General features: G+C 71.7%; 20 protein-coding genes. 5 read left to right on the forward strand and 15 right to left on the reverse strand.

All coding sequences use genetic code 11. The features are described 5' to 3' along the window. The first annotated feature begins 35 nt into the window (after positions 1 to 35). Positions 36 to 1,490 carry a hypothetical protein gene (locus tag ACIBHY_RS53735; protein ID WP_397310943.1) on the forward strand — a complete coding sequence of 485 codons (1,455 nt, stop codon included), beginning with the start codon at positions 36 to 38 and terminating at the stop codon, positions 1,488 to 1,490. Here ACIBHY_RS53735 and ACIBHY_RS53740 read toward each other — a convergent pair. The 5 genes from ACIBHY_RS53740 to ACIBHY_RS53760 all read right to left on the reverse strand — a co-directional run bounded on the left by ACIBHY_RS53740 (position 1,456) and on the right by ACIBHY_RS53760 (position 4,008). Further along, positions 1,456 to 2,466, reverse strand: coding sequence for an alpha/beta fold hydrolase (locus ACIBHY_RS53740; protein ID WP_397310944.1), 1,011 nt, complete (start codon positions 2,464 to 2,466; stop codon positions 1,456 to 1,458). The genes ACIBHY_RS53735 and ACIBHY_RS53740 overlap by 35 nt on opposite strands. 104 nt (positions 2,467 to 2,570) lie before the next feature. After that, on the reverse strand, positions 2,571 to 2,966 hold the full coding sequence (locus ACIBHY_RS53745) for a MerR family transcriptional regulator (protein ID WP_397310945.1): 396 nt from the start codon (positions 2,964 to 2,966) through the stop codon (positions 2,571 to 2,573). An 18-nt stretch (positions 2,967 to 2,984) separates the two neighbouring features. Beyond that, the gene (locus tag ACIBHY_RS53750) at positions 2,985 to 3,527 is read right to left on the reverse strand and encodes a PEP-utilizing enzyme (RefSeq protein WP_397310946.1); all 543 of its coding nucleotides are present in this window, start codon (positions 3,525 to 3,527) and stop codon (positions 2,985 to 2,987) included. Beyond that, positions 3,488 to 3,625: a hypothetical protein gene (locus ACIBHY_RS53755; protein ID WP_397310947.1), complete on the reverse strand. Its 138-nt coding sequence runs from the start codon at positions 3,623 to 3,625 to the stop codon at positions 3,488 to 3,490. The genes ACIBHY_RS53750 and ACIBHY_RS53755 overlap by 40 nt, the downstream gene beginning before the upstream one ends. Further along, the gene (locus ACIBHY_RS53760; RefSeq protein WP_397310948.1) at positions 3,619 to 4,008 is read right to left on the reverse strand and encodes a PEP/pyruvate-binding domain-containing protein; all 390 of its coding nucleotides are present in this window, start codon (positions 4,006 to 4,008) and stop codon (positions 3,619 to 3,621) included. Before ACIBHY_RS53760 ends, ACIBHY_RS53755 begins: the two co-directional genes overlap by 7 nt. Before the next feature lie 242 nt (positions 4,009 to 4,250). Between ACIBHY_RS53760 and ACIBHY_RS53765 the strand changes: the two genes are divergently transcribed. Together ACIBHY_RS53765 and ACIBHY_RS53770 are read left to right on the forward strand one after the other, a co-directional pair. Continuing rightward, on the forward strand, positions 4,251 to 5,081 hold the full coding sequence (locus ACIBHY_RS53765) for a helix-turn-helix domain-containing protein (protein ID WP_397310949.1): 831 nt from the start codon (positions 4,251 to 4,253) through the stop codon (positions 5,079 to 5,081). Between the two features lie 46 nt (positions 5,082 to 5,127). After that, entirely contained in the window at positions 5,128 to 5,562 is a 435-nt protein-coding gene (locus ACIBHY_RS53770) for an SRPBCC family protein (RefSeq protein WP_397259395.1), read from the forward strand. A 263-nt stretch (positions 5,563 to 5,825) separates the two neighbouring features. Here the strand turns inward: ACIBHY_RS53770 and ACIBHY_RS53775 are convergent, their stop codons facing one another. Further along, positions 5,826 to 6,314 (reverse strand): RNA polymerase sigma factor, encoded by a 489-nt coding sequence (locus tag ACIBHY_RS53775; protein ID WP_397310950.1) that lies wholly within the window; start codon positions 6,312 to 6,314, stop codon positions 5,826 to 5,828. Continuing rightward, positions 6,311 to 6,775 carry a hypothetical protein gene (locus ACIBHY_RS53780; protein WP_397259398.1) on the reverse strand — a complete coding sequence of 155 codons (465 nt, stop codon included), beginning with the start codon at positions 6,773 to 6,775 and terminating at the stop codon, positions 6,311 to 6,313. The genes ACIBHY_RS53775 and ACIBHY_RS53780 overlap by 4 nt, the downstream gene beginning before the upstream one ends. 72 nt (positions 6,776 to 6,847) lie before the next feature. Between ACIBHY_RS53780 and ACIBHY_RS53785 the strand changes: the two genes are divergently transcribed. Beyond that, the gene (locus ACIBHY_RS53785) at positions 6,848 to 7,279 is read left to right on the forward strand and encodes a DUF3995 domain-containing protein (protein WP_397310951.1); all 432 of its coding nucleotides are present in this window, start codon (positions 6,848 to 6,850) and stop codon (positions 7,277 to 7,279) included. An 18-nt stretch (positions 7,280 to 7,297) separates the two neighbouring features. Here the strand turns inward: ACIBHY_RS53785 and ACIBHY_RS53790 are convergent, their stop codons facing one another. The 5 genes from ACIBHY_RS53790 to aztB all read right to left on the reverse strand — a co-directional run bounded on the left by ACIBHY_RS53790 (position 7,298) and on the right by aztB (position 11,766). After that, positions 7,298 to 7,492: a hypothetical protein gene (locus ACIBHY_RS53790; RefSeq protein WP_397310952.1), complete on the reverse strand. Its 195-nt coding sequence runs from the start codon at positions 7,490 to 7,492 to the stop codon at positions 7,298 to 7,300. Between the two features lie 326 nt (positions 7,493 to 7,818). Continuing rightward, a complete protein-coding gene (gene aztD, locus ACIBHY_RS53795; protein ID WP_397310953.1) occupies positions 7,819 to 8,946 on the reverse strand; it encodes a zinc metallochaperone AztD in 1,128 nt (375 codons plus the stop codon). Between the two features lie 14 nt (positions 8,947 to 8,960). Beyond that, a complete protein-coding gene (gene aztC, locus ACIBHY_RS53800) occupies positions 8,961 to 9,836 on the reverse strand; it encodes a zinc ABC transporter substrate-binding protein AztC (protein ID WP_397310954.1) in 876 nt (291 codons plus the stop codon). Next, positions 9,833 to 10,939, reverse strand: coding sequence for a hypothetical protein (locus ACIBHY_RS53805; protein WP_397310960.1), 1,107 nt, complete (start codon positions 10,937 to 10,939; stop codon positions 9,833 to 9,835). The genes aztC and ACIBHY_RS53805 overlap by 4 nt, the downstream gene beginning before the upstream one ends. Then, complete coding sequence (aztB, locus tag ACIBHY_RS53810; protein ID WP_397259409.1) at positions 10,939 to 11,766, reverse strand: zinc ABC transporter permease AztB; 828 nt, start codon at positions 11,764 to 11,766, stop codon at positions 10,939 to 10,941. Before aztB ends, ACIBHY_RS53805 begins: the two co-directional genes overlap by 1 nt. 52 nt (positions 11,767 to 11,818) lie before the next feature. Here aztB and aztA point away from each other — a divergent pair, with 52 nt between their 5' ends. Then, on the forward strand, positions 11,819 to 12,508 hold the full coding sequence (gene aztA, locus ACIBHY_RS53815) for a zinc ABC transporter ATP-binding protein AztA (RefSeq protein WP_397310955.1): 690 nt from the start codon (positions 11,819 to 11,821) through the stop codon (positions 12,506 to 12,508). Between the two features lie 282 nt (positions 12,509 to 12,790). On the opposite strand, the gene ACIBHY_RS53820 is transcribed toward aztA, so the two are convergent. Genes ACIBHY_RS53820 through ACIBHY_RS53830 form a run of 3 tightly spaced genes read right to left on the reverse strand, consistent with a single transcriptional unit; the run spans position 12,791 to position 21,209 of the window. After that, complete coding sequence (locus ACIBHY_RS53820; protein ID WP_397259413.1) at positions 12,791 to 13,897, reverse strand: calcium-binding protein; 1,107 nt, start codon at positions 13,895 to 13,897, stop codon at positions 12,791 to 12,793. Then, a complete protein-coding gene (locus tag ACIBHY_RS53825; RefSeq protein ID WP_397310956.1) occupies positions 13,894 to 19,347 on the reverse strand; it encodes an aminotransferase class III-fold pyridoxal phosphate-dependent enzyme in 5,454 nt (1,817 codons plus the stop codon). Before ACIBHY_RS53825 ends, ACIBHY_RS53820 begins: the two co-directional genes overlap by 4 nt. Continuing rightward, positions 19,344 to 21,209: an AMP-binding protein gene (locus ACIBHY_RS53830; protein WP_397310957.1), complete on the reverse strand. Its 1,866-nt coding sequence runs from the start codon at positions 21,207 to 21,209 to the stop codon at positions 19,344 to 19,346. Before ACIBHY_RS53830 ends, ACIBHY_RS53825 begins: the two co-directional genes overlap by 4 nt. Positions 21,210 to 21,211 lie beyond the last annotated feature (2 nt).

The following is a 21,211-nucleotide window of genomic DNA, read 5'->3' on the forward strand; positions in this document are numbered from 1 at the left end:
TGCCCAGCGGCGTTTCCCTGCACCATTCTCGATGGGTGATCTGGTGGCTGTCCTTCCGGGCCAGGCGCGGGGACCCGGCGGCGATCCGCACGTTGTGGCGGCGCTGGCGCACGGGTGGCGACCCGGCCATCTGGGACGTCCTGCGGCGCACGGGCCTGAGCGACGACGAACTGGTGCTCTCCGTGCTTCAGGGCATCCCCGTCGTACGCGCCACCGCGCTGGAGGCGATCATCGCCCGAGGCGACCAGAAGGTGATCGACAGGCTGTTCCACCCCGACTGGCACGACCCGGACGCGGCGCTCAAGCTGCTGCACGAACTGACGGCGCGCGACCTGGCGCCCCACGGCCACGCCCACCTGGCCAAGGTACGGCTGGCGGTCGGCGACCGGGACGGCTTCCTGGAGATCGGCGAGTCCGTGACCACGCCCGTCCCCGGGCTCCTGTGGCCCCACACGATCATCGCCGAGCATCTCAGGAAACTGGAACTGGAGGACTGGTTCCTCCGCCAGAGCCTGCGCCGAGACGATCAGGACTTCGCGCCCTTCGCCAGGATGCTGAAGCGCCTCATGCCCATCGACCTCGTGCAGGCCGCCCGGCGCAGCGAGCACGCGCCGACCGCCGACCTCGCCCGGGACCGGTGCCGCACCGCCCGCGGGGGCGAGCTCGCGGCGCTGTGGTCCCAGGCGCTGCGCGGCGGAGAACCTTGGCCGGCGCTGTTCGGCAACCACACCCGGCTCGACCCCGAGGCGAGCGGGCACGGCTGGCGGCTGTGGCTGGCCGGCCCCACCCGAGAGCTGTCCAGCCACCTGCTGAGGCACGGGAGCCAGGTCAGCGACCCGGCCTTGGACGACATGAGCGTGGTCGGTGATGCGGACCTGCTCATCGAGGTCCTCGTCTCCCCCCGCCTGCCACGCGCGATCCGCGTGCTCATCGAGCGCTCCCCCACGCTCCGCGGCCACATGATCCACGACCTGCTGAACGGCCGCCTGGACGCCCTCGACACCGGCCGGCTGACGGCCGGCTACCGGCATCCGCAACTGCGCGAACCGATCCGCGCGGTCTTACGCGAGGCCCGCGGCCTGGACCTCCTCGCGATCGTCAACCCGGCGTCACCGGAGGACCGGCTCTTCGCGGCCGACACCTTCCTCGCCTGGCAGGACTGGGCGAAGCTGCGCGACTACCTGCTCACCTGGCCTTTCCTCGACGTCCTCCAGTACGGGCCCCGCCTGGCCCGCCACCACCCGCCCGAACTGTCCGCCCTGAGGCCGGCCCTCGATGCCGACCGCGCGATGATCCGCTACGCCCGCGTGACCAGATCGCCCAGGATCAAGCCCATCCTGCGATGCTCCCTGGCCACGATGACCGGCGATGACCTGGCGGTGGTGCGCTGGATCCAGAAGAGCGCGAAGAGCAACCCGAAGCTCTGCCTCCTCGCCCAGGTGATCGAATCCTGCCTCACCCGGCGAAGAACGTCCGCAGATGGCGATTGACCGGGTCCGGGCAGTCCAGCTGGGGGGCGTGGCCGCAGCCGTCCAGGATCACGAGCTGGTCGTTCGGGAGCAGGTCGGCGAACCGCCGGGCGCGCTCGACCGGCTGAACGGTGTCCTGCCTGCCCCACAGCACCAGCGTCGGAGTCCTGGTGGCGGGCAGGGCGCGTTCGGTCTGTGCCCAGTCGAGGCGGCGTTCCAGCAGGTACGTGGCGCGGATGTTGTCATGGAAGGTCATCGGCGCCCACCACTCGTCCACCAGCTGATCGGTGACGCGGCCCTTGTTGACCATCATGCCCTCGGCCAGGCCGCGCACGGTGGACCTGCCGGTGGACAGCTTGACGGCCAGTTCGCCGACGACAGGGATCTTCAGGGACTCCCACATCACGGTGCCCGGCAGGTCCAGGCCGGTGGCGTCCAGCAGGGCGAGCTTGGTGACGCGGTCGGGGTGGCGCTGCGCGAAGGCCAGGGCCCAGCCGCCGCTCCAGGAGTTGCCGGCCAGCGCGGCCTGCCGTACACCGAGACCGTCCATGAACGCGCCGACGGCGGTGACCATCGAGTCCAGGTCGAAGGCGAAGTCCGGGTCTTTCACCCGGGTGTAGCCCTGGCCGGGCAGGTCGGCGACGTAGACCGTGTGGTCGCGGGCCAGGGCGTTGAGCTGGTCCTTCCAGCCGATGACCGAGGTGCCGCCGGGCGAGAGCAGGATCACCGGCGTGCCGGAACCGGCCTGGACGTAGTGGAAGCGGGCGAGGGGAGTGTCGGCGTAGCGTGAGCCGGCTTGGGCCAGGTAGGGCGAGCGGAAGGCGCGCCCGTCCTCGGCGGGCTGCCAGACGTAGGCGCCGAACAGCAGCGCGGTCACCAGCAGCGCCGGCACGGCCGCGAGCCGGCGGCGCCGGCGCGCCGGTCGGGCGGCGGTGGTCTGCGGTGCGTTCTCAAGGCCAACCATGGTGATCTCCGGCGTGGTCGGGGAATCGTTCATGCGTCTGGACGGACTGGCGTGCCGCCCTGTGACAGTCATGGCAGGTGAACTGGCTCACGCCGGGCCGGACCTGGGGCTGTGGTGCCGGCCGTACCGGATGATGATCAGTGTTTCGCCGGCTCGGGTACCTGGATCCCGGCTCTGAACTCGGGGCAGTCCTCCAGTGACGGGCCGTGGTGGCACTGCTTCAGGTGGCCGAGGTACCGCCGGGCGGCGGCCAGGCGGTCCAGTTGCGCGTCGATGTCGGCCATCCGGGTGTCCACGACGTCCTGCCGGTTCTCGGTCCGCGACAGCAGCGCCGCGATCTCGTCGATCCCCATCAGTCCGCTCTGCCGCCACAGCCGGATCAACGCCACCCGGTACACCTGAGCGCTGTCGTAGAACCGCTGCCCCGAGCGCCGGTGCGGGACCACCAGCCCGCGCCGCTCCCAGTAGTGCGGTGTCGAGAGCGGCAGGCCGAAGTGATCGGCCACCGCGCGGATCGATGTCAGCCCATCCACGACCCCATCTTCACGCCTCTACGGCGGATCAGGGCAGGGCGTTCGAGCGGCACCGCAAGGATCTTGACGCCCGCCGAGCGAGATCGTTCCCCGGGAGCCGTCCACGGTGATGAGCCGGCCGTCCTGGATCCGGGTGGTCGCGCCGGCCGCCCCCACCACGGCGGGGATGCCGTACTCGCGGGCGACCGTCGTGCCGTGGGAGATCATCCCGCCCTCGCGTGCGGCGGAGAGCAGGAAGCGCGCAGCCAGGTGGTGGAGGAGCTTGCCGGGCGGCACCCTGCGTACCAGCTCGGCGACCTTGGCCCGGCCCTCCCGCGCGGCGGCCGCGAACTCGGTCGGCGCGTCGAAGCCGGTGTCCGCGGCATCGACGTAGCTGATCAGCGTGCTGAAGACGGGTGCGGGGTCGTCGGCCCAGCGGGGCAGCCCGAGGTCCATCTCGGCGGCCACGCGGCAGCCGTGGCGCGCGAGAAAGGCTCGCGTCCCCGCCTGCAGGGCCTCGGGCAAACCTTCTCTGGTGTCGCTCAGCACGTACTGGTCGGGGACGACCGTACCGGCCACCACCGCCTCGCCCCCCGCACCGCCTCGGCGACCATCTCGGACCTGCGGCCCGTCACCGGGTTCAGGGTGTGCAGGACGCCGGCCACCCGGGCGTTCACCATGCGCTGCACGATGACCGCGATGCGGGCAGCGCCTGATCGCCGCGAGGACCTCCTCGCCGCCGCTGACGTGCAGGAACGTGTCGTACTGCCCGGTACGCACGCACGACGGCCCGGGCCAGCCCCTCGGGCAGTTCCGTCGCCAGGATCGCCGCGCGAACGGAGCGCGCCACCTCCTCAGCCGAGGAGTCGCCGTCCAGGAGAGGCGCCGCCCTCCCGGCGCAGGCGGAAGCATAGGCGGGGGTGGTGACGACGAAACCGCCGGGGACGCTGAAGCCCCTGCCGAGCATGGCGGCCAGGTTCACGGCCTTGTTCCCGGCCCGTCCGGCGTCCCGCTCCGTCAGCTCCCGCAACGTCACCACGGTCCGCGCGTCCGTGACAGCCACCTGGTCACCCCTCCTTCGCCGGTCGGCAGTGGGCATCACGATGTCTCCTCAACCCGGGTTGAGCGCAAGCCTCCGCTTCCTGCAGTCGGATCAGGTGATCGCACTCTTTCGACCTCGTGGTCGTCTGCGCCCCCGCCGGCGAGAACTCCCGCGCGGGACTGAACACCTGACACGACATCCGTCCGCGCACCCGCGCGGTACGACGGTGACGTGGCGGCCCTCGGGGCGCGACACTGACGGGCATGGAGTTCGAGTTCGTGACGCGGCGGCCGACGGGGGTGTTGGAGCCGTTCACGGAGTCGGTGTGGTTCGCCCGGGGGCGGATGCCGTACCCGCGGGAGCGGATCGCGCCGACGGGATCAACGGTCGCGGTGCTCGTCCTCGGATCCCCGATCGTGCAGACGCCGCGCAACGGCGACGGACCGGCGTTCGTGGCGGCGGAAGGCTGGTTGGCCGGGCCGCACGACCAGCCGGTGATCAACGCCCCGACCGCCGAGACGCTCGCCGTCGGTGTGGTGTCGTCGCCGGTCGGCTGCCACGCGCTGTTCGGCGTCGATCCCGCTCCGCTGCGCGGGCGGGTCGTGGACCTGACGACGGTCTGGCCGCCCGCCCGTGCGCTGCGCGCCGCACTACTCACCCGCCCGGACCCGGCTGCCTGCCTGGATTCCGTCGAGGCCACGCTGCGCGCCGGCCTCTCCCCGGCACGCGGATGGCGACGGTGTACGACCGCCGTAGCCGCGCTGGAGGCCGATCCCCGACGGCGCATCTCCGGTCTGGCCGCCGAGCTCGGCATCACCCCCGCCCACCTGGACCGGGAATTCGTGCGCGTCATCGGCCTGACCCCGCGCTCCCTCGCGCGCATCCTCCGGCTGCGGCGGCTGCTGAATCATGTGGACGTGCACGCCGATCTGAACTGGACCGGGCTGGCCGCCGCGTGGGGATGGTTCGATCAGAGCCACTTCATCAGGGATTTCAAGCGCCACAGCGGGGTGACGCCGTCCGCGTACGTGCTCGCCCAGCGCGGCGCGTACGCCACCGGGCAGAACGAGCCGGGGTTCGTCCCCGAGATGTGAATTCCGTACAAGTCCCCTACCGCGGCCGGCGGTCACACTGTGGGCCATGAAACGGGCATTCGCCGTCGACGCCGTCATCGACCGGCCGGCGCGGGACGTGTGGCAGGTGCTGACCGACTGGGAACGAGCTCCCCGATGGATGAAGGGCGTGGAGTCGATGTACGCCGAGTCGGGCACCCGCGCCGGTTCGACGATCACCTTCCATGCCCGCGGCAAGACCCGCACCAGTGAGATCGCCGATCTGGACGAGGGACGCTCGATCACACTGGTGACCATCCAGGGCGGAGTCACCGCCCGATACGTCTACCGCCTGGAGCCGCTCGACGGCGACGCGCGTACCCGCGCCCACCTGACCGCCGACCTCGCCACGACCGGATTCCCCTGGACCCTGTTCGCCCCCTTGATCCGCCTGGCCGTCCGCCGCACCGACGCCGGCCAGATCCACGCCCTGCGCGCGACCGCGGAGGGCGCACAGCCTTAGGCACGTTTCCACGGCCGCACCGGACCAGTGGCCGGGTCCAAGGAGCTCCACCTCGTGGAGTGGCTGTGGCGGGGCCCTCGATAATCGTCGGATGCCGCGATTGCCGGTTCTGGACACGAAGAGCCGGCTCCCTGTCCGCCTCCAGCGGCCCGCCCCTGCCGCGCCCGATGATCGACGTCCGTGTGCCCGCGCCTCCGGTCATCAGGAGAGTTGCCGGTGCCGCCGTGACCGGGGCTGCGCCCGGGTGCTGGGGTCGGCGAGGCTCACGACTGCCAGGCCTGGCGGAAGCTCCGCCGTGCCCGCGCCAGTCTCGACTTGACCGTGCCCACGGGCACCTCCAGCAACCGCGCGGCGGCCGCCTCCTCCAGGCCTTCGAGGTCGCGCAGCATCAGCACCGCCCGGTGTTCCGGCGAGAGCCGTTCCAGGACGTCCCGAATGTCCACCGCGCTCTCCACGTCCTGCCGCGACGGCAGTTCGGCCAGCTCCGCGGGGCTGGCGCGGCCGTCGCGTCTGGCGATTCTCACCGCTTCCCGTACGGCTATCGCCCGCGCCCAGCCGTACAGCGCCTCGGGCTCACGCAGCCCGCGCAGGTTCCTGAAGACGGCGATCAGCGCCTCCTGGACGGCGTCGGGTCCGCTGTCGAGCGCGATGGGGCCGCAGATCCGGCCGAGGTACGGCGTCAGCTCGTCGAGCAGGTCGCTCATGGCCATGGTGTCCCCGCGCTGTGCGGCCAGGACCCGTTCGACGGTCACCGGGACCGCTCCTCGACGCGGGCGGCCAGCCGCGCCAACGCCTTGCGCCCGGCAGGCCTCACGCCCAGCGGCACCAGCGCGGATCGCCCCGGCACACGAAGACCTCCGGTCTGCGCGACGAGCGTGCCACCGGGTACGGCCGTCGCCGCCAGGCCGACGAGCAGGAACCTGGACTGCATCCAGCACCAGCCCGGTCGCAGGTCGACGGCGAATCGGGCGCGCATGCCGTACCTGCTGCGAGCCGTGGCGACCAGCCGCCCGTGGCCGTCGTCGGCGACGATCCGCACGTGCCGCATGTCCGGCTCGAACGTGCCGAACTCGCGCTCCAGGTCGCTCGCCACCTCCCAGATCAGCTCGAAGGGGGCCGGGATGACGCGCTCGGCGACGTGCGCGCCCGGGATGGCGGCGGCCAGCGCGCGCAGGCGCCGCACCGGGTCCAGATCAACGACAGGCCAGTTCATACACGTCCAGAGGCGGCGAGGTTCCCAAAGGTTCCATGGAACCATCGGGGAATCCGCCGCCTCCTTGAGGGCATGAACACCAAACGTCTCGGCACCTTCGTCGCCACCATCCTGGTCGTCGACGCCATGGCCCACCTGTACTGGCTCGTCAGGCCCGCGTCCGACCCCCGTGCGCTGTCGATGGCCGTCCTCAACATGGACGTGCCCTTCACCCCCCGGGTTCTGCTGCCGCTGATCCTTCTGCTGACCACGGCGGCGATCGCGATCGTAGCGGTCTCCAGGGGCCGGGGCGGGTGGCCGGCGAAGGCGGTCGTGTTCGCGCTCGGGGCGGGGCTGCTCGTGCGGGGAGCGCTGGGGCTCGTGTGGTCCTCCGGCCTCGGCACCGACACCGGCACGCCGTTCTACCGGCTCAACCTCCTGCTCTACACGCCTGTCTGCCTGATCGCGGCCGGTTCGGTGGGCCTCGTCCTGGCGCGTACGCGGAGGACGGGCGCGCGGGTTTGACCGGCGGCCGGCGTCGCGCTACGGGACTTCCCCCGCGTGGTCGACGATGCCGGCGGCCACCTGAGCGACCGCGAAGATCACCTCACCCTCGGGCAACGCGCCGTGCGGCGGCGGCGCGGCCGATCCACCGACGTAGACGGTGATCTTCCCCGCCCCGACGCCTGGTGATCGTTTCGCTGCCTTCGTCCCGCTGGGCTCGCTCCTTGCCGTCACCCCGCGTCCACCTTTCGGTGGTGTGCCGCGAGCCGGTCTCGCCTCCTCCCTCCGGCGACGCGGCCGACGTGGGCGCGATCTTGGGCGATCGGTAGAAGTGTCTTCTGGCGTAAACCCACTGGGCGTCTCGCGGATAGACGTCCGCCTGCCCCGCCGCCGCCGTCGCGCGCTTGGCCAACGTCTCCGCGTGCCTCCGGTCTTCTCAGCTCCCTGGACCCCGCCAGAGCGTCCGGCCCGCCGTGGACGGTTCCTGGTGTGGAATGAATGTCACGACCGTACTTATCCGAAGGCGGGGAACGGGTTCCCGCCCGCGGCACGGCTCTGGTTCAGCGGGTGACGCCGCTGAGTTCGTTGGGGGTGTTCGGGAGGGACGCGGTCTTGAGGATCTTGCCTGAGGCGAGGTCGATCGCGTGGAGCTGCTTCTTCGCCGGGTCGCTGACGAACACCGTCTGGGCGCGGGCGAAGATGTTCGGGCGGGGCTGCTGCCAGTCCAGCGGCTCGGTCCAGGCGCCGAGGACCGGGATGGTCCTGACGACCTTGGCCGCCACCGGGTCGATGACGTGGATCTTGCCGTCGGTGCCGAGGACGAGGGCTTCTCCCTGCGGGCCGCGGGCCAGCGAGCGGAAGGTGTAGCCGGCGCCGAGCTCCAGGAGCCGCAGCTTGCCGGTGTCGGTGTCGATGAGCGAGACGCGGGTGGGACGTTCCAGTTCGGCGTCGGGGTCGGTCTTGTAGTCGCCGAGGACGACGGGCGACATGTCGGTGCCTGACTGGTTGCCGATTCTGCCGTAGGTGTCCGGGCTCGCGACCTTGGTGATCTTGCCGTTCTTGTAGAGGAGGACGCCGTTCTCGCAGCCGATGACGACGGCTTCGTCCTTGGCGGTGGCCTCGCCGTGCACGCCGGGGCACTGCTCGCTGCGGGCGAGTTCCTTCCTGTTCTTGTCCAGGACGACGATGCCGCGGCGTTCCTCCTCCGTGCCGAGGGTGACGAGGAGTTCTCCGTTCTCGAGCTCGATGGCCACGCCGTGGTGCGGGGCGGCCGCGGTGTAGACCTCCCCCTTGGGCAGGCCCTCGCCGAGCCGCGCGGGGTCGAAGAGGGTGACCTCGCCGCTGCCGTCGGCGAACAGGACCGTGGTGCCGCCGTGCCTGACCACGTGTCCCGGCTTGGCGGCCTTGAACTCGTCGTTCTTCAGCGCCGGGGAGACGGCGTCGAGGACGCGGAAGCCGGTGGCGGTCGAGACGAGCATGTGACGGTCGTCTCCGGCGGCGTTGACCCGGTTGTATCCGGTCAGCGGGATGTCCTTGGCCAGGCGCAGGGTCTTGCCGTCGAGGACGTACAGGCCTCCGGCGTAGGTGGCGACGAGCGGTTCGGCGACCGGCGGCGGGGCCGCCGCCTTTGTGGTCGTGCCGCAGGCGGTCAGGAGGAGGCCGGCGGCGATGAGCGTCGGGAAACGCATGGTGAAGACACCTTTCATTGGAGGGATGTGACGATGGCCGTGGTGTTGGTGCGCATCATGTCCAGGTAGGTCGCGGCGCCCGGTTCGCGCCGGCTGAGCGACTCGGAGAACAAGGTGACGACGCGGACGTCCAGGCGGGTCTCCGAGGCCAGGACCTGGGCCAGGCGGTCGGGATGGGAGGAGTCGGCGAAGATCGCCTTGACCTTGGCGCGCCTGATGGCGTCGGCGAGCGACTTCAGGTCGGAGGCGCTCGGGGAGGCGAGCGTGGTACCGCTGGGGATCACCGCCCCGATCACGCTGAAGCCATACCTTTTGGCGAAATATCCGAAGACATGGTGGTTTGTCACGAGCTTTCGGTTGCCGGCGGGGATGGCGGCGATCTGGGTGGCCATCCAGATGTCCAGTTCGGCGATGCGTCCGCGGTAGGCGGCCGCGTTCGCGCGGACCCGGGCGGCGTCGATGCCGTCGACCTCCGCGATGACGCGCTCGGCGATCAGGTCGACGGCCTTGGCGACCTGCCGCGGATCGGTCCAGAAGTGCGGATCGGCGTCCGCGTCGCCGATCACGCCGTCGCCGACGGCGAGAGTGGGGACGGCCGCTTCGCGCGCGGCCCGGACGTTGCGCAGCACGCCCTCCTCCAGCCCGAGGCCGTTGTAGACGACGAGGGCGGCGTCTTCCAGCCGGGCGGCCTGCTGGGCGGAGATGCCGAAGGAGTGCGGGTCGGAGTCCGGCTTCATCAGCACGGTCACCTCAGCCTCGTCGCCGACGATGTTGCGGGTGATGTCGCCGAGGATGTTCGTGGTGACGACGATGCCCGTGCCGTTCCCGGTCCCCGCCGCGCAGCCCGCCAGAAGCACGATCGCCAGGAGGGCGGCGGCGACGCGGCTCATCGGCCGATCTCCGTCATGTACCGCGGCGCGAAGCCGAGCCTGAACGTCCGCGCCCGTCTGAGCCTGTCGTTGTAGTCGATCTCGTGGACGGCCTTGCGCGCGGGGTCGTTGACGTAGGCGCGGGCCGTGTCCACCTGAATGACAGGACTTTCCGGTACGGCCAGCAGCTTCGTGCGCGCCGTCCGTTTCCCGGTGGCGGGATCGTGGGACTGGAGCGTTCCGTCCCCGGTCAGCGACAGGACGGGCAGGCCGTCACCGGCCGCGTTCACCGCGACCACGCCCTTGCTCCTGATCAGCTTCCAGGTCGAGCGGGTCACGTCGAGCACCCAGATGCCCTGGTCACCGGCCATGGCGGCGAGCGTGGTGCTCCCCGGCCGGTGATGGAACTCCGTCGCCCGCACGCCGCGTACCGGATACCCGATCTTCTTCCCCGCGAGGTTCCCGTCGACGACCAGGGCGCCGTCGGCGCACCCGACGACGACGCCGCGGCGGGTCACAGCGGCGCCTTCCGGCTCACGACATCCCTCGCCGATCGTGCGGACCCGCGCCCCGGCCCTGGTCCTCACCTGTACGGCGTCGCCATCGGCCACGAGCAGATGCCCCGCGAAGGGCACGACGGGACCACCCGCCGAGAGGACGCCGATCTGGGCGATGTCCCCCTTGTCCAGGCGGGCCCGGTCGAGCAGCTTGACCGTGCCGTCCCCGGACCGCACGGCCGTGACGGCCGTGTCGCTGAACGCCTCGTGCGGCCCCCGCCCGGTGACCTCGCCGAGATCGCGAACGGCCGACCTGTAGTAGTGGACGTGGTCGCCGTGATCGACCATCCACGCACCTCCATCGACGATCCGCAGCGCGCCGCCGGACAGGAACGCGTGCCGTCCATCCCCGGTGACCCCCGTGACGTCCCCGGCCTCGCCGGCGGCGTACACCTTCCCGCTGAGCAGGTCGAGGACGTGCGCCTTCGCGCCGTCGGCCAGGACGAGCCGGTACTGCGGCTCGGCGGTCTCCTCCGCCCCGGCCACGTAGCCGTGGGGAGCGGCGTTCTCGGCAGGCTCGATGGCGCATCCGGCCAGTACCAGCAGCCCCGCGAGGGCGATCTTCATCACTGCGTGCGATTCCTTCCGGCGATCCCGCGACCGATGGCGGAGACGAAGAACAGAGCCACGGCGACGGCGGCGATCGTGGCCCCCGCGGCCGTCCCGGCGTGCCACGACACCACCAGCCCCGCCGCGGTCGAGACGACGCCCAACGCCGCGGCGCCCAGCATGATCATCGGGATGCGGCGCGCCCACAGCGCCGCCGCCGCGGGCGGCGCCACCAGCAGGCCGAACACGAGCAGGGTGCCGACGATGTGGAAGGACGCGACGATCGCCAGCGTGAGCAGGGCGAGCAGCAGCACGTGAGCCAGCCGCGGCCGCATGCCCAGCGTGTGGGCCTTGCGCGCGTCGAAGGCCAGGGCGACGAAGAGCCGATGACCCGCCAGCGCGACCAGCGCGCAGACCCCGAGCGCGACGGCCAGATGGACCAGATCGCGCGGCCGCACACCGAGGACGTCTCCGAAGAGGAACGCGGTCAGATCCACCGCGAACGACTCCGAGTGCGACACCACGATCACGCCGAGCGCCAGCATCCCGGCGAACAGCAGGCCGATGCTCGTGTCCTGCGACAGCTTCGGCGACCTGCTGATCGCGCTCACGCCGAGCGCCATCGCACCGGCGCTCACCAACGCTCCGGCCAGGAGATTGACCCCGATGAGCGAGGCGAGCGCGACTCCCAGCAGCATCCCGTGCGACATCGCGTCGCCCAGGAAGGCCATGCCGCGCAGCACCACCCACGTCCCGGCGAGGGCGCAGATGAGGGAGACGAGGATCCCGCCCATGAGGGCGTGCCGCACCAACGACACCTGAAACGGATCAAGCAACCAATCCATGGCAAAGCACTCTACAATGAAAACCATTATCAATTTCAACTCGGAGGTGTCCGTGACCGTCGCGATCAGCGATCTCAGTGCGGGGTACGGCGGGCGGACGGTCCTGCACGGCCTCGATGCCCGCTTCCCGGGACCAGGCGTCACCGCCGTGGTGGGGCCGAACGGTTCCGGCAAGTCGACGCTGCTGGCCGTACTGGCCGGAGTCGTCAAGCCGCTGTCGGGAACGGTGTCGCGGGACGGCGGCAGGCGTCCCGGCTACGTGGTGCAGCGCAGTGAAGCGTCCGACACGCTGCCGATCACGGTCCGGCAGACGGTGGCCATGGGCCGCTGGGCGCACCGTGGCGCGTGGCGGCCGCTGTCACGGCAGGACTGGGCGGTGGTCGACGCGTGCATGGCCCGGCTGGGGATCCGGGAACTGGCGGGCCGCCGGCTGGGCGCGCTGTCGGGCGGGCAGAGGCAGCGCGCGCTCCTGGCCCAGGGGCTGGCGCAAGAGCCTGACCTCCTGCTGCTCGACGAGCCCGCGACAGGGCTTGACGCGGAGGCCCGGCAGCGCATCTCCGACGTACTCGACGAGGTGCGCGCCGACGGGACCACGGTCATCCACGCCACCCACGACCTGCGCATGGCCAAGCGCGCGGACCACTGCCTCCTGCTCGATCAGGGACGTCTCGCCGCAGCGGGGACACCGGCCGAGGTACTGACCGCACCACGCCTGGGCCCGTTCTCGGGTGCGGTTTCCTGATCCAAGCGGTGTCGCCGACGGCGAGCACGCAGCCGTGCCGGCCCTATCCGAGCCCTCTGCCGCCGCGTCCATGGGGGTGCGGCGGCGAACAGCGTCGATCCGCCGCAGCGGGCTCGCCCACCGGTGTCGACGGCACGGTGGAGCCGCGCGCGGTCCTGGAGTGCTGCGCGCCGGGATCCGTCCGACGGCCTCATCGGCGTGACCGGGGCCCGCGAAGACCTGGAGCGCCGGGGGCCGGCGGCTCCTCCCGAGCCGCCGGCCCCGGCGCCGCACCGGTTCACGTCATACGACGCGGCAGCCGGTGGTGGTCTCGGTTCTGGTGCAGGTGTCGGGATCCACGCCGCCGGCAGGGGCGGCGGGCAGTCCGCCGTCGGCGGTGTCGCCGGGCTGGCTGGTGGTGTGCCCCTGCCCGTCGATGGAGTCGGCGCCGTCGCCTCCACGGATGACGTCGTCGCCGTCGCCCTGCTCGACGGTGCTCAAGCAGGCGGTGGTGTCGTGCTTGCCGCGATCCCCGCACAGGAGATCGTCGCCGTCGCCGCCGTCCACGGTGTCGGCTCCCAGGCCGCCGAACAGCCGGTCGTTTCCGTCGCCACCGAGGATCTCGCCGTCACCGTTGCCGCCATAGATGACGTCGACTCCGGCGTCGCCGGTGACGGTCGACAGGTTGCCGCCGCCGGCGGCTCCTTCGCCGGCGCCGCCGCCTACGGTGATCATGTCGTCGCCCGCGCCGCCGGTGGTGCTCGCACCGCTGAGGAGCCCGTCTCCGCCGTGTCCGAGGGCGCCGGTGGCTCTGCCGCCGCCGACCGTGATGGTGTCGTCGCCGTCCCGTCCGGCGACCGTGCCCGCCAGGACGCCGTGGCCGCCCAGGCCCCCGGCGTTCGTGGCGACGCCGCCGAGGACGGAGACGTTGTCGTTGCCCGGCCCCGCGTCGACGCCGCCCCCGGCGACGGCGGCGTTGACACGGGAGTCGGCGCCGGCCGTCGCGTCGCCGCCGTAGATGAGGATGTTGTCGTGGTCGGTTCCGCCGTTGATCTGGCTCGATCTGACGGCCAGGGCCCCGGTGGCGCTCGCGGCGCCCCTCAGGGTGATGCTGTCGTCGCCGTCGCCGCCGTTGACCGTGGCGCCGTCCACGGCGGGCGAGCCCGCGGCGCTGATCATGTCGGCGCCGCCGAGGCCGTTGACGGTGGTGCCGGGCAGGATGGAGGTTTCGTCGCGGCTGCCCGCCCAGCAGGTGATGATGTCGTTGCCGGCGGTGCCGTTGATGACGGTGCCCGTCTGGGCTGTGCCGTTGACGGTGCACGTGCTCGCCGCGGCCGCGTGGGCCGCCGGCGCGAACGCGAGCAGGAGCGCGGTGGTCGCCAGGGGGATGGTCAGGGTGTTCAATCTCATGATGAAGGTCCCTTGAGGGATGAGATCCACTGTCCGTAGAGGGGTTCGATCAGGGTCTCGTCGTAGGGTGTTCGATAGGTCACCTCGACTCGGCCCGTGCCGGCCGTGGGGAGCACATCGAAGAACAGCCCGTACTTCGCGTGCCTGGCAGGTGGCGAGACGAGCTCGACCTCCAGGCCCGGCCACGCGAGGTCGGGCAGGGTGGGATTGAGGTCGAAGACCACATCCACATCGGGTGCGTCGGTCATCGGGGTCAGGTCGAGCGGTTCCCCGGCGCGGCTGGTGACGACGGCCACGTCGAGGAAGTGCCCGGCGAAGGCGTGCTGGCCGGTCCTGGCGTCGGCATGGAAGCCGACCCGCAGCTCGGCCCGCCCCGTCACCTGGTGCAGCGCGTCGCAGAACGCACGGAACGCCAGCCTGAACGGCGTGAGCCCCTCGCGCTTCGCCCGCTCACGCACGTCGTCCCAGTGAGGCAGGCCGAACTCGCGCCGCGTCGCGGGCGAGAAGTCGTGCGGTCCGGGCGGCCGAGGAGTGACCCCGGCGGCTCCTCCGGGCAGCGCGGGGATCGGCGGCACCCCACGCGGCAGCCGTTCACCGCGTACGGCACGCGTATAGGCCTCCGTCAGGTCTTCGAGCACGAGCCCGGCCGACACGCCGTCCAGGACCAGGTGGTGCCCGAGCAGGACGAGGGTGTGCAGGCCGGGCCCCTGCCGGAGGAGCGCGGCACGGAACAGCGGGCCGCCGTCGAGCGAGAAGGGCGCCTCGGTCCAGGTCCGCACGTCGTCACCGTCGGCCACCTGGAGTTCCCCGGCGATGCTCGGGTCGCCGCGCAGGGCGGCGCCGTCCTCGGTGAAGGCGGCGGTCAGCGCGGGATGGCGGCGCAGCACGTACCGCACCGCCTGGCCCAGGGCCGCGACATCGAGCCGGCCCCGCAGGCGCAGCAGCATGGTCTCGTGGTAGGCGGTCCACTCGGGACCGTGATCGCGCTGGATCTGCCACAGCCGCCGCTGCTGTGGCGTCGCCCGCCACTCCGGCCGTTCCCCGGCAGGGAGGAAACCGCCCTTTCTCAGGGCGCCCACGCTCCGCTCCACCGCGTCGAGCAGGTGCTCGGCGTCCCGGTCGTCATGCGCGGTGGACAGGAAGAACGTCCTGCCCTCCCACACGTGGACGCCCTCTGCCAGCAGGCTGTAGTAGAGCATCTCCAGGGGAAGCGGCTGGTAGAAGCCGGCCGTACCGCGATATTCGATCCGCCACAGTGAGCCGAACGAGGCGATCGAGTACGGCAGGCCCTCGGCCTGGAAGATCTCCGTCAGCCCGTCGGTGATCCGCGCGGCCCTGGCGTTGAGATCCGGATAGAGCGTGGGCCCTTCCGCTTCCAGATGATCCAGTACGGCACGCGCCGCGCTGACCGCGAGCGGATGTTTCTGGAAGGTGCCGCCGAACAAGGTCGTCCGGGCGGTGGGCGCGCTGTCGTCGCCGTATCCCCAGGCTCCGCCGTCCATGCCGTCCATGAGGTCGGCGCGGCCGGCGATGGCCGCGATGGGCAGGCCGCCGCCGATGACCTTTCCGTAGGTGCTGAGGTCCGGAGTGATGTCCCAGTGGCCCTGCGCGCCGCGCAGCCCGATACGGAACCCGGTGATCATCTCATCGAAGATCAGGACGATGCCGTGCTCGGCGGTCAGCCGCCGCAGCTCGGCCAGGAACCGCGCGGGCTGCACGGACGGGTTCCTGTTCTGCACCGGCTCGACGACGACCGCGGCGAGCTCGCCCGCGACGGACCGTATCCGCCGCAGCGAGTCGTCCTCCCCATAGGGCAGGACGACCGCCTCGCCGGCGGCCGCCGGTGACAGCCCGGGAGCGCCGGTGTCGGCCAGCACGGCGTCGATCAGCCCGTGATACGACCGCTCGAAGTAGGCGATCTTGTCGCGTCCCGTGGCCAGCCGTGCCAGCCGGATCGCGCCCATGACCGCCTCGGAGCCCGTGTTGCAGAAGGTGACGCGATCATGACCGGTGATCTGGCAGAACTGATCCGCCAGATCATAGGACTGCTTGAGCTGATAACCCAGGGAGTAGGTCTGGCCGAGCTGACGGCGGATCGCCTCGGTCACGAACGGCGGATTGTGCCCGAGCAGCTGAACGCCGAAGCCCATGCAGTAGTCGGTGTAGACATTTCTCGCCGCGTCCCAGAGCCGCGCCCCCTCGGCCCGCTCGGCGACGAACGGGACGATCAGCTCCTTCAGCGCCGGGCGGAAGTTCGCCCACGGCCGGCTCTCCGCGAGCCGCGGCCGGTAGGCGCCCGCCAGTTTCTTGGCCGACTCATCCCGTTTGCCCATCCGCTCCACGAGATCGGCCACGTAGTGGCGCTGGGGCTCGGTGAGCGGTTCAGGCCTGCTGTGCGGTACGGGCGTGCTGTGCGGTACGGGCGTGCTGTGCGGTACGGGCCTGTCGTGCGGTACGGCATGCGGCACCGGCATCGCGGGAGCCGGGGGAAGATCGCGCTTCGGCGGGATCTCGTCGCGGGCGGCGGGGGTCAGCAGGCGCAGCTGCTCCCGCATGACCGCCAGCTGCTCGGACACGAGCCGGGACAGGGACCCGTCGGCGGCGGGCTCAGAGGCGACAGCGGGCTCCAAGGCGGGAGCGGGCTTCACGGCGGGGGCGGGCTTCACGGCGGGGGCGGGTTCAGGGGCTGCGGTGCTTCCGATCGCGGCCGCCAGCGCCCGCACGGTCGGGTAGGTGTCGAACAGCATCGAGGGCTGCAGTGCCGTGCCGTACCGGTCGTTGAGGTAGGACACCAGCTTCATCAGCACCAGGCTGTCGGCGCCGAGGTCGAGGAAGGTCGCATGGTCGGAGATGTCGGCCGCGCCGAGCTTGAGATGTTCGGCGAGCCGCTCCTTGATGGTGACGACGGTGTCGCCGTGCATGCCGTACTCCTTGGTGATCGCCCAGTGCCGGGTCCTCTGCCACGGATAGGTGGGCAGGTCCGGCAGGAAGGTTCCGTCGGGGTGGCGGGCCGTCCAGTCGATGTCCGCTCCGGCGCGGTAGAGCCGCGTGAGCGGTTGGGCGACACTGCCGGCTCGGTGGGCCTGGACGACGCGGACGGGCCGGTCGGCGATCGCGGTGATGTCGCCGGCGTGGGTCGGGCGCGCGCCGACTTCGAGGAAGGACGCGAATCCGATGGTCAGGAGGGCCTCGATCGCCTGGTGGAAGCGGACCGGCTCAGAGATGCCGCGGGCCCAGTAGTCCACGTCAAGCGCGTCGCCGCCGGCGACCGCCCCGAGCACGGTCGAGCAGAAGACGGCCGTGCCCGCGGAGGCGGCGGCCGGGAGGTCGGTGGCCGTCATCGCCTCGGCGACGTCCCGCATGAGGGGACTGTGGAAGGCGTAGTCGCCCGGCAGGGGCTGACCGGAGCATCCGGCTCCCCGCAGCGCCCGCATGGCCGCGCCGAGGTCGCCGCCGGAGATCACGAACCTGTCGGGGCCGTTGTAGGCGGCGATGACCGCGCTCTCGCCCAGATGCCGCCTGACCTGGTCCATGGGACCGGTCACGAACGCCATGCGGCCGCGCCCGTGGGCCCGCCGCATGGCGGCGCCCCGTGCCGCCGCCACCCTGGCGGCCTGCTCCAGGTCGAGCAGCCCGGCCGCGTAGACGGCTGCGGTCTCTCCCGCGCTGTGCCCGACGACGGCGGCGGGCCGCACCCCCAGGGATCGCCACAGGTCGGTGAGCCCCGCCTGGAAGGCGAACAGCACGGCCTGCGCCACGTCGGTGCCGTCGGGGATCGGCTCCGCACCGGACAGCATCGCCCGCAGCGGCAGCCGGAACATCGGCTCGCACCTGGCCACCACGTCCGCGAAGACAGGCTCGTCCAGCAGGGCCGGGGCGTCGGGGAGGTGGCTCTGCCCGCTGAACACCAGGACGGGATCGCGCCAGGGCACACCGTCCGCCTCGGGTTCCGGCAGATTCCGCAGGTCACGCCGTAGCTGCTCCCGGTCCTGCACGATCACGGCCGCCCGATGGGGGTGATGCGCCCGGCGTACGGCGGCGCTGTGGCAGATGCCGGCCAGCGGCCTGTCCTCGGCGAACTCCGCATAACGCTCGGCCAGCGCGCGCAGCGCGCCGGGACTGCGCGCGGACAGCGGCAGGATCAGCGGGCTCGGGAAGGCAGGCGCGGGCCCGGCGGCCTGGGTCGGAGGCTCGGCGACGATCAGGTGGGCATTGGCTCCTCCGAAGCCGAACGAGCTCACCGCTCCGATCAGCCGCCCCTCCGCGGTCCACGGCATGGACCGGGTGACCACCTCGACCTTGGGGTTACGCGGCAGCCGCGGGTTCGGCGGATCGGCGTGCAGCGAGGCCGGCAGGTGGCGCCGTCCCAGGCACAGGATCAGCTTGGCCAGCCCGGCCATGCCCGCCGCCGCCTCCGCGTGCCCGATGTTGGACTTGACCGACCCGACCCGGCAGATCCCCGACTCCCTGGCGCCATAGGTGCGGGCCAGCGCGCTCATCTCTATCGGGTCGCCGAGCGCGGTGCCCGAACCGTGCGCCTCGACATAGGTGACCGCCTCGGCGGGCAGTCCGGCGTCGGCCAGCGCGCTGCGGATGACCGCTTCCTGGGCGGTGCCGTTCGGCGCGGTGAGCCCGTTGCTGCGGCCGTCCTGGCCGACCGCCGAGCCGAGGATGACGGCCAGGATCTCGTCGCCGTCACGTTCTGCCGCTTGGAGGGGTTTGAGCAGGACCACGGCACAGCCGTCCGAGCGGACGAAGCCGTCGCCGCCCGCGCCGAACGATCGGCAGCGGCCGTCGCTGGACATCATCCCGAATTTGGACAGCGACACCCAGTTCGCCGGGCCGAGCACCAGGTTGACCGCGCCCGCCAGGGCGATGGAGCAGGCGCCCCGCCGCAGGCTCTGCACGGCGAGGTCGACGGCGACCAGCCCCGAGGAGCAGGCGGTGTCCACGGCCATGCTGGGTCCGCGCAGGTCCCAGGTGTAGGAGATGCGGTTGGCGGCGATCGACGACGCCTGTCCCGTACTGAAATAGGGGCCGATGGCGGTCAGGTCGCCGCCCAGGGCGCGGCCGTAGTCGCTGCCGCTGATCCCGATGAAGACCCCGCAGTCACCGGCTCGGGCGGGTGGCAGCCCCGCGCGTTCCATCGCCTCGTAGGCGGACTCCATCAGCAGCCGCTGCTGTGGATCCAGCTGCTCGGCCTCGGCGCGCGACAGGCCGAAGAATCCCGCGTCGAACTCCTCGATGCCGTCGACGCACCCCGCCCACCTGCTGCTGATCTTCCCCGGTTCCTCCGGGTCGGCCGAGTAGAGCCGGTCGACCGGCCACCGCGACGGCGGCACCTCCCCGATGGCGTCGACTCCGCCGGCCAGCAAGCGCCACAGCTCCTCGGGAGAGGCGACGCCCCCGGGGAACCGGCAGGCCATGGAGACGACGGCGATGGCGTTCATGGTGTGGCCAGCGCTTTCGCCAGGTCGGAGATCGTCGGATGATCGAAGATCAGGGAGGTGGGTACCGGCGCGCCGAGCATGCGTTCCAGCTCGGCGGCCAGTTGCTCGGCCCCTACGGAGTCCAGGCCGAGGCCGGCGAAGGGCATGTCGTCGGCGAGATCGTCGGCCGGCATCGCCAGGATCTTCGCGAGCATGAACCTGAGCATCGGCCTGAGCATGGCCACGCTGGGCTGGGGAGCCGCGTCGCGCTGCCGCCACTGGTAGCGGACGCGGAGTTCGCCGGCCGCCAGCCGGCGGCGGCACTCGTTTCTCTGGACCTTGCCGCTGGAGGTCTTGGGCACGCTCCCCAGGTGGACCAGGGTGATCGTGTCGAGTTTGAGCTGAAAGGCGGAGGAGATCACGCGCTGGATCGCGGTGGCCATGTCGGCCAGCGACTCCTGTGACTGTGCCCCGCGGATCTCGCACACCAGGCCGACGGCGCCCTCGTCCTGGAACGCGGCGAGGCCACCGGGCCGGATGGCGGGATCCACCTCCTGGGCGACGTGCTCCAGGTCCACCGGATGGTAGTTCTGCCCGCGGACGATGATCACGTCCTTGAGCCTGCCGGTGAGGTAGAGCTCGCCCTCGTGGAAGAAGCCGAGATCGCCCGTACGAAGTTCGCGCAGGTCGCCGGACCGGCCGTGGAAGCCTTTGGCGACGCCCCAGCCGGCGACGGCGATCTCCCCGACGGCGCCGTCGGGCAGGACCTCTCCGGTCTCGGGCGACAGGATGGTGACGTCCAGGCCGGGCAGCGGCCGTCCGCACGACGACAGCGACCGGCCCGCCGGCGCCGCCTTGGCGCTGCCCGCGCTCAACGCGTCCCGGTCGGCGGTGAACCGGCCCGGCGTCTCGCCCGGCCGGGGTGTCGTCACCGCCAGCGTGCACTCGGCCAGGCCGTAGGAGGGGCGCATCGCCTCGGCGCGGAACCCGCACGGGCCGAACGTCGTCGCGAAGCGGTCCATGGTCGCGACGCGGACGGGCTCGGCCCCGTTGATGGCGGCCTTCCAGGTGTCCAGCCGCAGCCGCGACCGCTGCTGCTCGGTGACCTTGCGCACGCACAGGTCGTAGGCGAAATCGGGCGCCGCCGAGTGGGTGCCGCCGAAGTCGGAGATGGCGCGCAGCCACCGTTCCGGATCACGGATGAACGCCTGCGGCGACAGCGTCACCACCCGCGCGCCGCGTAACAGCGGTATCAGCAGGCCGAGCACCAGCCCCATGTCGTGGAAGAACGGCGCCCAGTTGACCAGCACCGAGTCGCGCTCGATCTCCAGCGCGTCCCCGAAGTGCCGCGCCTGACCCAGCACGTTGTCGTGAGTGATCTCGATCCCGCGCGGCGAACCGGTGGAGCCCGAGGTGTACTGCAGATAGGCGAGGTCCTCCCCGCGCGCCCCACTCTCCTCGGGAACGGCGCCGCCGCCCCCACGCCCAAGCCACGTGATCTCCGCCAGGCTCGGGCTCAGCTGCACCACCTCCTCGCGCGAGACCTGCGGGGTGAGGCCGGCGGCGGTGATCCCGGCGTCCGCCACGATCCGCGCGAGCCTGTCGGCGGACCGGTCACGGGGTGTACGAGGCTCGGGAGCGGGCACCGGCACGGCGCCGCCCAGCAGGCAGCCGAAGAACTCCACCACGAAGTCGGGCCCGATGCTGTGCAGCAGGAGCACCCGCTGTCCCGGCTCGACGGCCGGCGCGAACGCCTCGCACGCGCGCCGCAACTCGCCGAAGGTCAGCGTGGTGCTCCGGGGCTCACCCCCGTGGTCGTAGTCCAGGTGGGTGAGCGCCGGACGCTCGGCGGGGTGTGCCAGCGCATCCTGGATCAGGCGCATCG

It is taken from the genome of Nonomuraea sp. NPDC050547 (genome assembly GCF_044457345.1).
GTDB lineage: Bacteria > Actinomycetota > Actinomycetes > Streptosporangiales > Streptosporangiaceae > Nonomuraea.